Here is a 12,743-nt window from a genome sequence, read left to right on the forward strand (position 1 = left end):
CGACGGACCTTACTTGCAGTGCAAGTAGATTGCCTATTCCGCGCGCACCAGTGAGTGCACGACGCGGATGCCGTCGAAAACGAGTTTGTGGGCGGGCCGGCGCAGGGGTTCGATCATGCCATCCGTGTGCGCGACGACTCCGCCGCCCGAAGGAATCCCGAGCCCGATGGCCGCGCCGCGCAGCGATTCGATGGCCCGCGCCAGCCGCGCCCACCCGGCTCGCTCGTCGTGCGCGTCGATGACCAGGGGGACCAGATCGAACACGTCGAACAACCCCGACTCGGGGGAGTCCGGCGCCTCGACGACCCCGTAACGCCCGAGTTGGACCGCGCCGGCCGAGATGCCCACCAGGACAGCGCCCTGGGCGTACCGGCCCAGGATGACGTCCTTCATGCCGGTTTGCTCGAACGTGTCCCAGCCGCGGCGCACGTCGCCGCCCGCGAGGACCACCACCTGGGCGCCCTCCAGGAAGGCGCGGTCGGCGCGGCCGAACGACGAGTCGATCATGCGACGGTCGGCGATCCCGACGGCGTCCACCGCCGCCTCGAAGATGTCGTAGAACTCCGGACGATCTCCGTTGGAGGCGCCGATGTAGGCCGCGCTGATCGGGGTGGCACCGGCCAACCTATCGATGGCTTCTTCGAGGAGCAGGCGGCCCTGCCGTCTCCAGAACAGCAGCTGACTGTCCGCCAGTAGATACAGCGGTTGGAGCTCCGGGACAATCCTCATAACGGCCATCGTCGGTGGGTCGATTCAAAGCATGGTCACGGTCGAGTAAACCCGCAATTTCCGGCCCGGACATCACCGCCGCCTGTGGGGGTTGCTCAGGTGAGCGGTTACGTTTGTATCCATGGGCAACGAAGGGGGTGGATCGGCGTTCACTTGGCAGGGCCGGCGCGAGCTGGTGAGCCAGATTCACGAGCAACTCGACGAGCTGGTGGCGGCTCGCGACCAGATGGAACAACTGGTGCGGGTCATCAGCGAAGTCGGTTCCGATCTCGACCTGGACGTGACGCTGCACCGCATCGTCAAGGGTGCGATGGAGCTGACCGGCTGCCGCTACGCAGCCCTGGGGATCCGCGCCGCCGACGGCGCGCTGGCCGCTTTCGTCCGCGCCGGCATCGATGAGCAAACGGCGCGGCAGCTCGGCGATCTGCCGGTGGGCGAGGGTCTGCGCCTCGACGATGTGAGCGCCCATCCGCAGGCCGGTGAGCTGCAGGCCCACGATCCGCCGCTGCGGGCGCTCCTCGGGTTGCCGATCACAGTGCGTGCGGCCGACTTCGGCAGCCTCTACCTGGTCGACGATCGCCCCGGCCGGGTGTTCACCGACTCCCAGGCGGCCGCCGTGCGGGCGCTGGCGATCGCGGCGGCCGCGGCCATCGACAACGCGCGGCTGTTCGAACGCGAACGTGAGTCGGCGAAGTGGACGAAGGCCAGCCGCGAGATCACCACCGCGCTGCTGTCCGGCGACCCGCAGACCGGGCCGTTGCAGCTGATCGTGAACCGGGCGCTGGAGTTGGCCGGCGCCGAGCAGGCGATCCTGCTGGTTCCCAAGGAGCCGGACCTGCCCGCCGATCAGGTCAACACCCTCGTCGTCGCCGCGACGGCGGGGCGGTACTCCTCGGAGGTGATCGGTCGCCAGGTGCCGATGGACGGCTCCACCACGGGCGGTGTCGCGCGGCGCGGCCTGCCGCTGATCACCGAGTCCTTCCAATACCCGATCGAGGGGTTCACCGACGTCGGTGAACGTTCGGCGATCGTCATGCCGCTGATCGCCGACGGCGCGGTGCTCGGCGTCATCGCCGTCGCCCGCGACCCGCAGCAGTCTCCGTTCGGCAACGACTACCTCGAGCTGGTCAGCGACTTCGCCCGGCACGCGGCCATCGCGCTGGCGCTGGCGGCGGGCCGCGAACACGCGCTCAACCAGGAACTCGCCGAGGCGGACACGGTCGAGGCGGCGGTCAACGCCGCGGCCGAGGAACTGCGCCGACTGTGGCGGGCCCGCCGCGTCGTGGCCGTCACCTTCCCGGCCCACAGTTCCTCGAACGGAAACGCTTATGGCGCACCGCAAGTGGTGTCGGTCGGCGAGCCCGCGCAATGGAGCGACCTGCCGCCCCGCACCCAACAGACCCTCAACTCGTTGCGCGACGGCGACCTGCTCACCCCGAGCGTCGGGGAAGCCGGGACGGCGGGCATCGCGCTGCAGCATCCCGAGGGCGTGCTCGTCGTCTGGATCGATCTGGCCGAGCGGCGGGCGTTCACCCTCGAGGACCAGACCCTGCTGACGGTCCTCGCGGGCCGGCTGGGGCAGGGTTTGCAGCGGGTCCATCAGGTTGACCAGCAGCGCGAAACCGCCCTGGCGCTGCAGCACGCGATCCTCGGCCCCGCCGATCTGCCGCACGGCTTCGCGGTGCGTTACCAGGCCGCCAGCCGGCCCCTGCAGGTGGGCGGCGACTGGTACGACATCGTGGACCTGGACGACGGGCGCATCGCTATGGTCGTAGGCGACTGCGTTGGGCATGGCCTCGCCGCGGCCACCGTGATGGGCCAGGTGCGCAGCGCGTGCCGCGCGCTGCTATTCGAAAACCCCAGTCCCGGCGCCGCTCTGGCGGGGATGGATCGCTTCGCGGCGCGGTTGCCGGGCGCCCAGTGCACCACCGCGGTCTGCGCGGTGCTCGACCCCGAGACGGGTGAGCTGGTGTACTCCAGCGCCGGGCACCCGCCGCCCATCCTGGTCCACGCGGACGGCACCACGCAGATGCTCGACGACGGCCACACCATCGCGTTGGGCGTGCGAGCGGACTGGTCCCGCCCGGAGGGGCGCGTGACCCTGCCGGCGCGGGCGACCCTGCTGCTCTACACCGACGGATTGGTCGAACGCCGCCGCACCGCACTGGGGCAGGGCATCACCCGCGCCGCCGCGCTGGTGCAGGACGGGCGGGGGTCCACCCTCGACGACTTGGCGAACCACATCATGTCCGCTCTGGCCCCCGAGGGCGGTTACCAGGACGACGTCGTCCTGCTGCTCTATCGCCATCCCGCGCCGCTGGAGCTGACCTTCCCCGCCGATGTCAGCCACCTAGCCCCAGCGCGAAAGGCGTTGCGCCACTGGCTGACTCGCACTCGTCTGGATCCGGAACAAGCAATGAACGTGCTCGTCGCCGCGGGCGAAGCCGTCGCCAACGCCATCGAGCACGGCCATCGCGACAAACCCGAGGGCACGATCAGCCTGGGCGCGACCGCACTGGTGGACCAGGTGCAGTTGACGATCACCGACACCGGCTCGTGGAAGCCCCCGCAGCCGGCCAGCTATCCGCGTCGGGGCCGGGGTATCGCCCTCATGCGGGGGCTCATGCACGACGTCACCATCAACCCCGACGCCGCCGGAACCACAGTCCGTCTATCCGCGAGGATCACATGATGCCCACGTCGCTCACCCTCGACACCGCGCGCCGCAGCGACGGGGAACTGATGCTGGTCGCGGCGGGGGAGATCGACCTGAGCAATATCGACGCCTTCGTTCAAGCCCTCACCGCCGCCAGCGGCGAGGCCGCCCCGGGCGGTCCGCTCACGGTCGACCTCAGCGGTGTCGAGTACCTGGATAGCGCCGCCATCAACGCCTTGTTCACCCACGCCAACCGCATCCACCTCATCGCCCACCCGATCCTGATGCCCATCCTCACCATCAGCGGGCTCACCGAACTCGTCGCCGTCGAGCCGGCACCGGAACACTGACGAGCCGCCGCCGCGAGGTCAGGTGTTTTCGGCGATCCAACTGGTGGTGAAGCGCTGCAGCTCCGGGATGCTCTTGGATAGGTCGGCTTGCATCGATTTCTCGAGCTTGCGGCCCACCAGCGGGATTTTGACCGCCACCTCCACGGCGAAGCGCAGGCGGGCGCCGTCGCCCGCGGGTGCCAGCCAGGCTTCCGCCCGCCCGGATCCCACCCCGCCGGAACTGACGACGCTGATCTGCCCGCGCACCTCGCCGTCGCCGGCCGGCCGCCACGTCTCGCTGTGCACGATCTTCAGCTCGCCGGGGACCGCCTTGGCGATGAGCGTCGGCAGGACCTGGCGGGACACGTGCTGGGTGGCGCGGACGGACACCGTGCCGTCATCGCCGACGACCAGCGAATCCAGCGTCGTGGGGACGTTGCCGGCTCGAAGGCGGGCCAGCCAGTAGTCCTCGCGGCCGAACGTCGTGTGGATCTGGCCCACGCTGGCGGGCGATTCGATCAGGATGTCGAAGGAACGCGCCATGGCATCGATTGTTCCAAACCGCGGGCCGTGCCGGCTGCGACGTCCGCCACACGCCGAGCCATGTTTCGAACCTATGTGCGATGGCTATCCCCCTGCGCGGAGGTGGAAGACATGACTGACGACACCCGGCCGGCGCCCAGCGAAAATCCCGAGAAGGACCCGTCCCAGTGGGTGACGGGCGACGAGCCGATGACCGGTCCGCAGCGCAGCTACGTGCACACCCTGGCCCAGGAGGCCGGGCGCGACGTTCCCGACGACATGACGAAGGCCCAAGCGTCGGAGCTCATCGACGAGCTGCAGCAGCAGACGGGCCGCGGCAACTGACTAGCCTGCGGGTTGGCTGGGGATGGTCGGCGGCGCCTGCGTCCGGGGGCGGCTCGCCTTGCGGGCCAGGTCGCCGAACCGGACGCTGACGCGCTGAAAGCCCTTGACCCGCTCGGCTTTTGCCTTCTTGGTGTAGGTCTTGCGGTCGGCCGGTGTGAGTTCGGCGTCATCGGTGAACGGAGTGAGCAAGGCGCGGGGGTAAAGCCGTTCCACGAGAACGACGTTGATCTCGGCGCACAGAACCAGCGTGGACGACACCAGGAACAGGAAGGCCAGCAGCCCCAGCACCAAGGCGAAGACGCTGTTGGTGGCGCTGGCCGATTTGACCGTGTGCCGAATGTATCCGGCACCGCCCCACTGCAGTATCTGCCAAATCACTGCTGCCGCAAGCGCTCCCGGCAGCACCTGGCGATAGGTGAGGTCCCGCGCGGTGGTCACCCGAAACGCCACCAGGCAAATCAACGCATTGATCCCCACGGCAACCAGTGCGACGCCGATCTTTCCGAAGATGCCCAGCGCCCCGGTGGCCTGGCCCGCCGCGGACAGGGCGGTGGCGGCCAGGGCCGCCGAGCCGAGGACCAACAACAACATCAAGCTGCGCAGGCGCGAGCGGATCGGGTCGGGTCGCTTGTTCCGCGGGACGGCCCACACCGAGTCCATCGCATTCTGCACCGCCTGACCGACGCCCAGACCGCCGTAGAGCGCTCCCGCAATGCCGACCACCACGGCGACGGTGCCTCCGCTGAGCCCCGCGGGCTGATGCAGCTGGCTGCCGATGACCGGGAATTGGCTCAAGGTGCTGTGCAGCACCTGCTCCTGCAGATCGGGGCGTCCGGCCAGGACCAGGCCGAGTCCCGTGGTCAACAGCAGCAGGAGCGGGAACAGCGACACGAAGCCGTAATAGGTGATCAGGGCGGACAGGTACCCGCCTTGATCGTCGAGGTATTTGTAAATGACGCCGATCACCACACCGGCAGTGCGGTTTCGTCGCTGCAGCCTGTCCAGCCAGCCGACCATCTCGTGCTCACTTCGTCGCAGCGGAAGCGGATCCCCCCCGATGGGATTGCCAGGTGATACCCGAATCCGGCGACGGTCAACCGTGGAGCCGCTCGCCGGCGGGATACCCATGCCGGGATGGGTCGATGGCCGATGATGCACAAGCCCCCAGGCCGGCCGCCGTGCGTGAATTGCCGCGCGACGAGCGCGATTCCGTCTACCGTATCGTCGTCGAGCGAGCACCCGGGTTCGGTGAGTACCAGGAGCGCACGGATCGGGTCATCCCGGTCTTCGAACTGGTTACCGAATAACAGCACCGCCGCCGGGTGACGTGGCGCAAAATTGATGTACACGCGGTCGGCCACTGGTCCGCGCCGAGTATCGCCGGCCTGGAGGGGACCGACATGAGAATCGCAGCGATGACGCATCTGCGACGAGGCTGGGCATTCGGCGCCTTCGCGCTCGCTTTGACAGCATTGCCGGCAATCGCGATCTCGGCGCCGGCGATCGGCCGGGCCGACCCCAATTGCGGCGAGGGCTTTGTGTGGAGCGTGGACTTGCATCAATGCGTGCCCGCGGTCCCCGCCGTGAACGGGCCGGGCGGACCCGGTGGGCCGAGCGAACCCGGGGGACTGGGCGGACCCGGTGGGCTGGGCGGGCCGGGTGGACCCGGCGGTCCCGGCGGTCCTGGCCCGTAGGACCGCGCGCGACCCAACCCCTCTCCCCGCGCGGCGGCCCACGACAAATCGCCGGGAACCATCCAGCCCGGACGGTCGTTATACTGGCTAAGTATCGCTTTCACTCCGAGGGGGAACCGGCGCATGCCACGCACAGACAACGACACCTGGGATTTGGCCACCAGTGTGGGCGCGACGGCCACCATGGTGGCCGCGGCCCGGGCGATCGCGACCAAGGCCGACGATCCGCTGATCGAGGACCGGTTCGCCGAACCGCTGGTTCGCGCCGTCGGCGTGGACTTCTTCACGCGATGGGTCGACGGCGACCTCGACGCCGCCGACGTCGACGACCACGAATCCGGCTGGAAACTCGAACACATGCCCGCGGCCATGGCCGCCCGCACCCGGTTCTTCGACACCTTCTTTCACGACGCGGCGCAGGCGGGGATCCGTCAGGCCGTCATCCTGGCGTCCGGCCTCGACGCGCGCGCCTACCGGCTGCCATGGCCTGCCGACATGACCGTGTTCGAAATCGACCAGCCGGAGGTGATCGAGTTCAAGACCACCACCCTGGCAGGGCTGGGCGCCGCCCCTCGGGCCGACCTGCGCACGGTCGCCATTGACTTGCGGCGCGACTGGCCGAAAGCGTTGGCGGACGCGGGCTTTGACAAGACCCGCCCTACCGCGTGGATCGCGGAAGGTCTCTTCGGGTACCTGCCGCCCGACGCGCAGGACCGCTTGCTGGACAACATCTCCGCGCTGAGCGCCGAGGGCAGCAGGCTGGCCGTCGAAGCGATCCCGGACCGGCCGCAGCAAGATGTCGATAAGGCGCGGGAGATGATGCGCAGGGCCACCGCCAAGTGGCGCGACCACGGCTTCGAGCTGGATTGGGAGGAACTGGGTTTCGAGGGTGAGCGTAACGACGTTGCCGAGTACCTGAAGAACCTGGGGTGGCAGACGGCCGGCACCAAGATGAGCGAGTTGTTGGCCGACAGCGGGCTTGCCGCGATTCCGCAAACCAACGACTCGGTGTCGGTCGCCGACACCATCTACTACAGCTCCGTGCTGGGCAAATGACGGCACCGAGCCGGCGAGGGCTCAACGACGCGGTCACGCGGCTGTGGGGCTTGGTGGCCCCGGCGTACGACCTGCCGTTCCTCCAGCGCTGGGTATACCGCCCGCCGCACGACGAGGTGATCGCGCAGCTACGTGCTCATGCGGCCCGCAAGGTCGCTGATATCGCCTGCGGCACAGGCATTCTCAGTGATCGGATTGGCCGCGAGCTGCAGCCCGACGCGATCTACGGTGTCGACATGTCCGACGGCATGCTCGCCCGCGCCCGTGCCAGAACCGACCGGGTGCAGTGGCTGCGCGCCCCCGCCGAACAACTGCCGTTCGACGACGGCGCGCTCGACGCGGTGGTGACCACGTCGGCGTTCCACTTCTTCGACCAGCCGGCGGCACTGCGCGAATTCCACCGCGTGCTGGCGCCGGGCGGGTTGGTGGCCGTCGCGGCCCTGAGCGCCCGGCAACCGCTGCTGCAGGCGCCGTCGGTCAACAGGTGGAAGCCGCAGCACAACGCGTCGCCGGGGGAGATGCGCGCGTTGTTCGAGGGCGCGGGTTTTGCGATCAGCGATCAGCATCGCATTCGTCGACCGGTGTGGACGCAGGTCATCTCCGACCTCATTACGGTCGGCACCAAGAGCTGATCGATCGTCAGGCGGCGAACTTGCTCACGACCGGCGGTGCCGGTCGCGAGAAGTGCTCACAGTGACCGGCGTACACGACGCGAGAGGGTCGATAGGCGGGGACCGGGCGCGCGACGGTGACGTCGCATCGACGGGTGAAACGCTGCTGCCCGGGGTCAAGTGTGCGTTGGATGAAGTCGGCGGCGATCCACCCGGCGCCGAATAGCGCCAGCGCGACGCCGAACTGAAGCGGCGAGCCGGCGGCAAGCGCGGCCAACGCGCAGATTCCCGATACCACGGTGGTGACCACCATCCCCGCGTAGAGCGGGCTCACGCGAAGGTCTTGCGTGGTCATCGCGCCTCCTGTTCGGTCAATCGGTCAGCTCCGGCAGGTGCGGACACCCCAAACCGTGACCTCGATGTTTCGCTATCGAGACACACCAAACGAGGGCCATACGACATCTGTGGCATGGCGTAGGGCCCACGCCCAAAGGTCAAAGGTCCCAACGACGCAACGCCCGCAGGTTCGTCCAGACGGCTTCGGCTCGTCGCCGGGGGTGACAGCGCGACGCCCGCCTCGCCGAGTGGCGAAGCGGGCGCCGTGCTCACTGCTGGTTTACAGCGGAATCCAGACTCCGAAGAACCAGAACCCCCATTGGTGGAATCCGGGATCCCACACGGGCGTCTCCTGGTAGCCCCAGTAGTTGATCGGGCCGTATCCCCATTGCCCGCCAGGCGGGGGGAGTGGCCTGTCCCAGTTGGGTCGCGGCGGTTCGCCAGGTCCCCAAGGCGCCGGCCCGTCACCCCAGGGCGCCCCGCGGAAGTAGCCTCGCTGCGGGTCTCCGTGCCACGGACCGCCGGGCCCACCGGGTCCACCGGGATGGTCGGGTCCGCCGGGACCGCCGGGTCCACCGGGATGGTCGGGTCCGCCGGGACCGCCGGGTCCACCCGGGCCGCCGGGTCCACCGGGATGGTCGGGTCCGCCCGGACCGCCGGGGCCGCCGGGGGGCCCACCCGGGCCGCCGGGGCCGCCAGGTCCACCCGGGCCGCCCGGCCCACCAGGTCCGCCCGGATCACCGGGTGCGTTCGGTGGATGGATACCTGCGGGCGCGGGCCCGCCGTGACTGCCGGCCGGGCCGGGCGGAGGCCCGCCCGGAGCGGCGTTGGCCGCTCCGGCGCCCATACCCAATGCCGCGGCGCTCAGCGCGCCGGCGACGGTGATCCCCCCAAGTAATTGCTTAAAGTTCATATTCCTTCACCTGTCTATCGGCTGGTGAACTCCTCGGAATCCCCCTTACCCGACCGACCCTAGATAGCTTCCCTATGCAACGGCTGTGCGCGGCCCATGCAGAACTTCTGGGGCGCTGACCGGCGTGTCGACGCAGCGGACGGCGGACGACCGGCTCGCGGATCGACGCCGGCCCAACGCGGGATCGACGCCGGCTCGACGCGAGTGACCTTCGGGCAAAATGCCGAGGCCGAGAGGCCCCACCACTTTGGCAAGGCTATGTATGCTGGCCCGGCGGGTTGCCGCCGTATATCGTTGCGGCCGTGTCGAGCCCGTCGCATCCGCATCCTGCCGAACCGCATCAGGGCTCGGTCTCATCGAAGTTGAACTGGCTGCGCGCCGGAGTGCTGGGCGCCAACGATGGGATCGTCTCAACGGCGGGCATCGTGGTCGGCGTTGCCGCGGCGACCATGGAACGCGCCCCGATATTGACCGCCGGCAGCGCCGGACTGGTTGCCGGAGCGGTGTCCATGGCGCTGGGCGAATACGTGTCGGTGAGCACCCAGCGTGATACCGAGAAGGCGCTGTTGCACAAGGAGCGCCAAGAGCTGCGCGACGATCCGGCCGCCGAGTTGGACGAGCTTGCCGCCCTGTACGAAGCGAAGGGCCTGAGCGCGGCGACCGCCCGCACCGTCGCCGAGGAGCTCACCGACCACAACCCGCTGCTCGCCCATGCCGAGGTCGAACTGGGCATCAATCCCGAGGAGCTGACCAACCCGTGGCAGGCGGCGTCGTCGTCGGCGCTGTCGTTCGCGGTCGGCGCCCTGTTGCCGCTGATCGCGATCTTGGCGCCGCCGACGGCGTGGCGGATCCCGGTCACCGTCGCAGCCGTACTCGTCGCCCTGGTGATCACCGGTGCGGTGTCGGCCGGTTTGGGCGGGGCGCCCAAGGTCCCGGCCGTGCTGCGCAACGTCATCGGGGGTGGCCTCGCGCTGGCGATCACCTACGCGATCGGCCACCTGGTGGGCGCCGCGGTAGCCTGACGCGCGCGAACGCCCTTGCTCGGCTACCGAATTGACCGGCCACCGGTCGGCCCGTTGAGACTGGCGATCAAACTGTAATATCTACTGTTGCCATCCTCACACGAGGGAATCCCATCTCTGGGCGGAGCGTCGCGCATTGACCGAGACGAATGTCGTGCCGGATGACGTTGCCGCGGCGGCACAGGCGCCGTACTTCTCGCGCGACGGACACCGTTTCGTGCCGCATCAGATCGCCCGCGGTGGGTGGGGCCCGTCGCTCAGCGGGCATGTGGTCGGTGGACTGCTGGGCTGGGCGCTCGAACGCGCGGTCGACGACCCGCAACTGCTACCCGCTCGGCTGACCGTCGACCTTCCGGCGCCGGTCGCGATGGAACCCATCGAGGTGCACACCACCGTGCACCATGACCGGCGGCGGCTGCGGCTCGTCGAGGCCGTCCTCACCCAGCGCGACACACCGGTCGCGCGGGGGAGCGCGCTGTTCCTGCGGCGCGGCCCCCAGCCGGAGGGGGACGTCTGGTCCCAGCATCCGCAGATGCCGCCGCTGCCCATCGAGGATGGCGCCCAACCCACGCTCTTCATGCGCACCTATGGTTGGGGCACCGAACTGCAGAACCGCGACCCCGACTGGGCCGGCAGCTCCGGCCCGAAATACACCTGGCTACATGAGACACGCTCGCTCATCGACGGCGAACCGCTCAGCCCCTTCACCCGTGCGGCGATGGCGGCCGATATCACGGCTTCCCTTGCCAATTGGGGAACGAACGGCTTGCAGTTCATCAACGCCGACTACACCCTCACGCTGAGCCGGCTGCCGGAAGGGCCGCACATCGGCATGGCCTCCCTGACCCATTACAGCCACGACGGGGTGGCCACCGGATCGGCCGTGCTCGTCGACCGCACAGGTCCCATCGGCAGTGGCGCGTCGGTCGCGATCGCGCACTCCGGATTCCGACCGACCCTGGGCAATCCGACGGACGAATGAGCATCGGAAGCGACGTCACCTACTGGACGTTGATCGCCGACGCGGCGCGGGCGGCGCCGGCCCGGCCGTTGCTCGCCGACGACCAGGGGCGCCGCCTGACCGCACGCCAGTTCCACGACGCCGCCTGTGCGACGGCCGCCGCGTTCGCCGAACGCGGCATAGGGGCGGGCACCGTCGTGTCCTGGCAGCTGCCGACCACGCTGGAAACCATGGTCGTCATGGCGGCGCTGGCCCGGCTCGGCGCGGTGCAAAACCCGATCATCCCGCTACTGCGGGAACGCGAGGTCGGCTTCATCACCGAGCAGCTTTCGTCGGAATACCTTGTCGTGCCGGAGATTTGGCGCGGCTTCGAGCACGGTGCGCTGGCGCGTTCGCTGGCCGCGACCCGAGGCTTCCAGGTGATCACCGTCGACTTGGCGACCCCGCCGGCCAGCGGCGGGCTTCGGCTGCCCCGCGCAGGAACCGATGCGCTCGCGCCCCCGCCAGCGTCGGCCGGCGACCCGCGATGGATCTACTACTCGTCGGGAACCACCGCGGCGCCCAAAGGGATCCGCCATACCGACGCATCGGTGATCGCCGGCGCAACGGGTCTGGTCGGCGCGGTCGGAATCACCGACAGCGACGTCGATCCCATCGCCTTTCCGGTCGCGCACATCGGCGGGGCGGTGATGCTGGCGGCCGCGCTGCAGACCGGCATGCGGTTGGCGTTGTTCGAGGTATTCGACCCGGCGACCACCCCGTTTTCCATCGCGGCGCACAACCCGACGTTTCTGGGCACGGCTACCCCGTTTTTCGTCGGATTCCTCGAAGCCCAGTGAGCCCACGGCGAGCGGCCCCTGTTCCCCTTCCTCCGCGGTTGCCTGGCCGGCGGCGCGCCGATCACCGCCGAACTGGGCCGCCAGATCCGGGAAGCCTTCGGGCTGCCCGGCATCGCCAACGCCTGGGGCCTCACCGAGTTCCCCGTGGCGGCTTCACCCTCGCTCACCGCCTCACCCGAGTCCCTCGACCACACCGTCGGCACGCCGACTCCAGGGGTCAGCGTCCGGGTGGTCGGCACCGACGAAACCGAACTGGCCGCCGGGCAGGAGGGCGAGTTGCGGCTCAAGGGACCCCAATGCTTTCTCGGCTACGCCGACCCCGCGCTCGACGTCGACGCGTTCGACCGGGAGGGCTGGCTTCGCACAGGCGATCTCGGCCTGGTCGACCAGGACGGCAACGTCCGTGTCACCGGGCGCATCAAGGACGCGATCATTCGCAATGCGGAGAACGTCTCGGCCCTCGAAGTCGAGAATGTGCTGGCCACCCACCCCTCGGTCGCCGACGTCGCGGTCATCGGCGTCCCCGACCCGCGGACCGGCGAACGTGTATGCGCGGTGGTAGTACCGGCCTCCGCCGCGGACGTGTCACTGGAATCGCTCGTGCGGCACTGCCGTTCGAGCGGGTTGAGCCGCTACAAGCATCCGGAGCGCCTGGTGATCGTCGATGCGCTGCCGCGCAACCAGTTCGGCAAGGTCATCAAGAAAGACCTCCGCCAAGCCTTCGGCTGAC

Annotated in this window: 13 protein-coding genes and 2 pseudogenes; 10 read left to right on the top strand and 5 right to left on the bottom strand. The window is 69.2% G+C overall.

Annotated features, from left to right (window positions below):
• Nucleotides 1–33 precede the first annotated feature (33 nt).
• On the bottom strand, nt 34–729 hold the full coding sequence (locus U8D42_RS06025; protein ID WP_322858893.1) for a Type 1 glutamine amidotransferase-like domain-containing protein: 696 nt from the start codon (nt 727–729) through the stop codon (nt 34–36).
• A gap of 121 nt (nt 730–850) precedes the next feature.
• Between U8D42_RS06025 and U8D42_RS06030 the strand changes: the two genes are divergently transcribed.
• Entirely contained in the window at nt 851–3,421 is a 2,571-nt protein-coding gene (locus tag U8D42_RS06030; protein WP_322858892.1) for a SpoIIE family protein phosphatase, read from the top strand.
• A complete protein-coding gene (locus tag U8D42_RS06035; protein WP_322858891.1) occupies nt 3,421–3,735 on the top strand; it encodes an STAS domain-containing protein in 315 nt (104 codons plus the stop codon). The genes U8D42_RS06030 and U8D42_RS06035 overlap by 1 nt, the downstream gene beginning before the upstream one ends.
• A gap of 18 nt (nt 3,736–3,753) precedes the next feature.
• Here the strand turns inward: U8D42_RS06035 and U8D42_RS06040 are convergent, their stop codons facing one another.
• On the bottom strand, nt 3,754–4,257 hold the full coding sequence (locus U8D42_RS06040) for a DUF2505 domain-containing protein (RefSeq protein WP_322858890.1): 504 nt from the start codon (nt 4,255–4,257) through the stop codon (nt 3,754–3,756).
• Nucleotides 4,258–4,368: 111 nt separating this feature from the next.
• On the opposite strand from U8D42_RS06040, the gene U8D42_RS06045 reads away from it, so the two are divergent.
• Nucleotides 4,369–4,581, top strand: coding sequence for a DUF3072 domain-containing protein (locus U8D42_RS06045; protein WP_090423337.1), 213 nt, complete (start codon nt 4,369–4,371; stop codon nt 4,579–4,581).
• Here U8D42_RS06045 and U8D42_RS06050 read toward each other — a convergent pair whose 3' ends face one another.
• Nucleotides 4,582–5,598, bottom strand: a complete 1,017-nt coding sequence (locus U8D42_RS06050; protein WP_322858889.1) for a YihY/virulence factor BrkB family protein — start codon at nt 5,596–5,598, stop codon at nt 4,582–4,584. It abuts the gene before it with no gap.
• 161 nt (nt 5,599–5,759) lie between these two features.
• On the opposite strand from U8D42_RS06050, the pseudogene U8D42_RS06055 reads away from it, so the two are divergent.
• The 4 genes and pseudogenes from U8D42_RS06055 to U8D42_RS06070 form a co-directional block, all read left to right on the top strand.
• Nucleotides 5,760–5,888, top strand: a pseudogene (locus U8D42_RS06055) (nitroreductase/quinone reductase family protein); the annotation flags it as partial.
• A gap of 93 nt (nt 5,889–5,981) precedes the next feature.
• Nucleotides 5,982–6,275: a hypothetical protein gene (locus tag U8D42_RS06060; protein WP_322858888.1), complete on the top strand. Its 294-nt coding sequence runs from the start codon at nt 5,982–5,984 to the stop codon at nt 6,273–6,275.
• A 123-nt stretch (nt 6,276–6,398) separates the two neighbouring features.
• A complete protein-coding gene (locus U8D42_RS06065; protein WP_322858887.1) occupies nt 6,399–7,331 on the top strand; it encodes a class I SAM-dependent methyltransferase in 933 nt (310 codons plus the stop codon).
• Nucleotides 7,328–7,963, top strand: a complete 636-nt coding sequence (locus U8D42_RS06070; RefSeq protein ID WP_322858886.1) for a class I SAM-dependent methyltransferase — start codon at nt 7,328–7,330, stop codon at nt 7,961–7,963. Before U8D42_RS06065 ends, U8D42_RS06070 begins: the two co-directional genes overlap by 4 nt.
• 7 nt (nt 7,964–7,970) lie before the next feature.
• Here the strand turns inward: U8D42_RS06070 and U8D42_RS06075 are convergent, their stop codons facing one another.
• Together U8D42_RS06075 and U8D42_RS06080 are read right to left on the bottom strand one after the other, a co-directional pair.
• A complete protein-coding gene (locus U8D42_RS06075; RefSeq protein ID WP_322858885.1) occupies nt 7,971–8,297 on the bottom strand; it encodes a hypothetical protein in 327 nt (108 codons plus the stop codon).
• A 261-nt stretch (nt 8,298–8,558) separates the two neighbouring features.
• The gene (locus U8D42_RS06080) at nt 8,559–9,191 is read right to left on the bottom strand and encodes a chitin-binding protein (protein ID WP_322858884.1); all 633 of its coding nucleotides are present in this window, start codon (nt 9,189–9,191) and stop codon (nt 8,559–8,561) included.
• A 302-nt stretch (nt 9,192–9,493) separates the two neighbouring features.
• Between U8D42_RS06080 and U8D42_RS06085 the strand changes: the two genes are divergently transcribed.
• The 3 genes and pseudogenes from U8D42_RS06085 to U8D42_RS06095 all read left to right on the top strand — a co-directional run bounded on the left by U8D42_RS06085 (nt 9,494) and on the right by U8D42_RS06095 (nt 12,742).
• Entirely contained in the window at nt 9,494–10,213 is a 720-nt protein-coding gene (locus U8D42_RS06085; RefSeq protein WP_085241900.1) for a VIT1/CCC1 transporter family protein, read from the top strand.
• 136 nt (nt 10,214–10,349) lie between these two features.
• Complete coding sequence (locus tag U8D42_RS06090) at nt 10,350–11,195, top strand: thioesterase family protein (protein ID WP_431523827.1); 846 nt, start codon at nt 10,350–10,352, stop codon at nt 11,193–11,195.
• Nucleotides 11,192–12,742: pseudogene (locus U8D42_RS06095) on the top strand (class I adenylate-forming enzyme family protein). The gene U8D42_RS06090 and the pseudogene U8D42_RS06095 overlap by 4 nt, the downstream one beginning before the upstream one ends.
• The last annotated feature ends 1 nt before the right edge of the window (nt 12,743 follow it).

Source organism: Mycobacterium europaeum (assembly GCF_034555895.2).
Lineage (GTDB): Bacteria > Actinomycetota > Actinomycetes > Mycobacteriales > Mycobacteriaceae > Mycobacterium > Mycobacterium europaeum.

Excerpts from the sequence above, each read along its gene's own strand:
- U8D42_RS06080 (WP_322858884.1), bottom strand. The coding sequence starts at position 9,191 with ATGAACTTTAAGCAATTACTTGGGGGGATCACCGTCGCCGGCGCGCTG.
- U8D42_RS06035 (WP_322858891.1), top strand. The coding sequence starts at position 3,421 with ATGCCCACGTCGCTCACCCTCGACACCGCGCGCCGCAGCGACGGGGAA.
- U8D42_RS06030 (WP_322858892.1), top strand. The coding sequence starts at position 851 with ATGGGCAACGAAGGGGGTGGATCGGCGTTCACTTGGCAGGGCCGGCGC.
- U8D42_RS06040 (WP_322858890.1), bottom strand. The coding sequence starts at position 4,257 with ATGGCGCGTTCCTTCGACATCCTGATCGAATCGCCCGCCAGCGTGGGC.
- U8D42_RS06065 (WP_322858887.1), top strand. The coding sequence starts at position 6,399 with ATGCCACGCACAGACAACGACACCTGGGATTTGGCCACCAGTGTGGGC.
- U8D42_RS06045 (WP_090423337.1), top strand. The coding sequence starts at position 4,369 with ATGACTGACGACACCCGGCCGGCGCCCAGCGAAAATCCCGAGAAGGAC.
- U8D42_RS06025 (WP_322858893.1), bottom strand. The coding sequence starts at position 729 with ATGAGGATTGTCCCGGAGCTCCAACCGCTGTATCTACTGGCGGACAGT.
- U8D42_RS06050 (WP_322858889.1), bottom strand. The coding sequence starts at position 5,598 with ATGGTCGGCTGGCTGGACAGGCTGCAGCGACGAAACCGCACTGCCGGT.
- U8D42_RS06070 (WP_322858886.1), top strand. The coding sequence starts at position 7,328 with ATGACGGCACCGAGCCGGCGAGGGCTCAACGACGCGGTCACGCGGCTG.
- U8D42_RS06060 (WP_322858888.1), top strand. The coding sequence starts at position 5,982 with ATGAGAATCGCAGCGATGACGCATCTGCGACGAGGCTGGGCATTCGGC.
- U8D42_RS06075 (WP_322858885.1), bottom strand. The coding sequence starts at position 8,297 with ATGACCACGCAAGACCTTCGCGTGAGCCCGCTCTACGCGGGGATGGTG.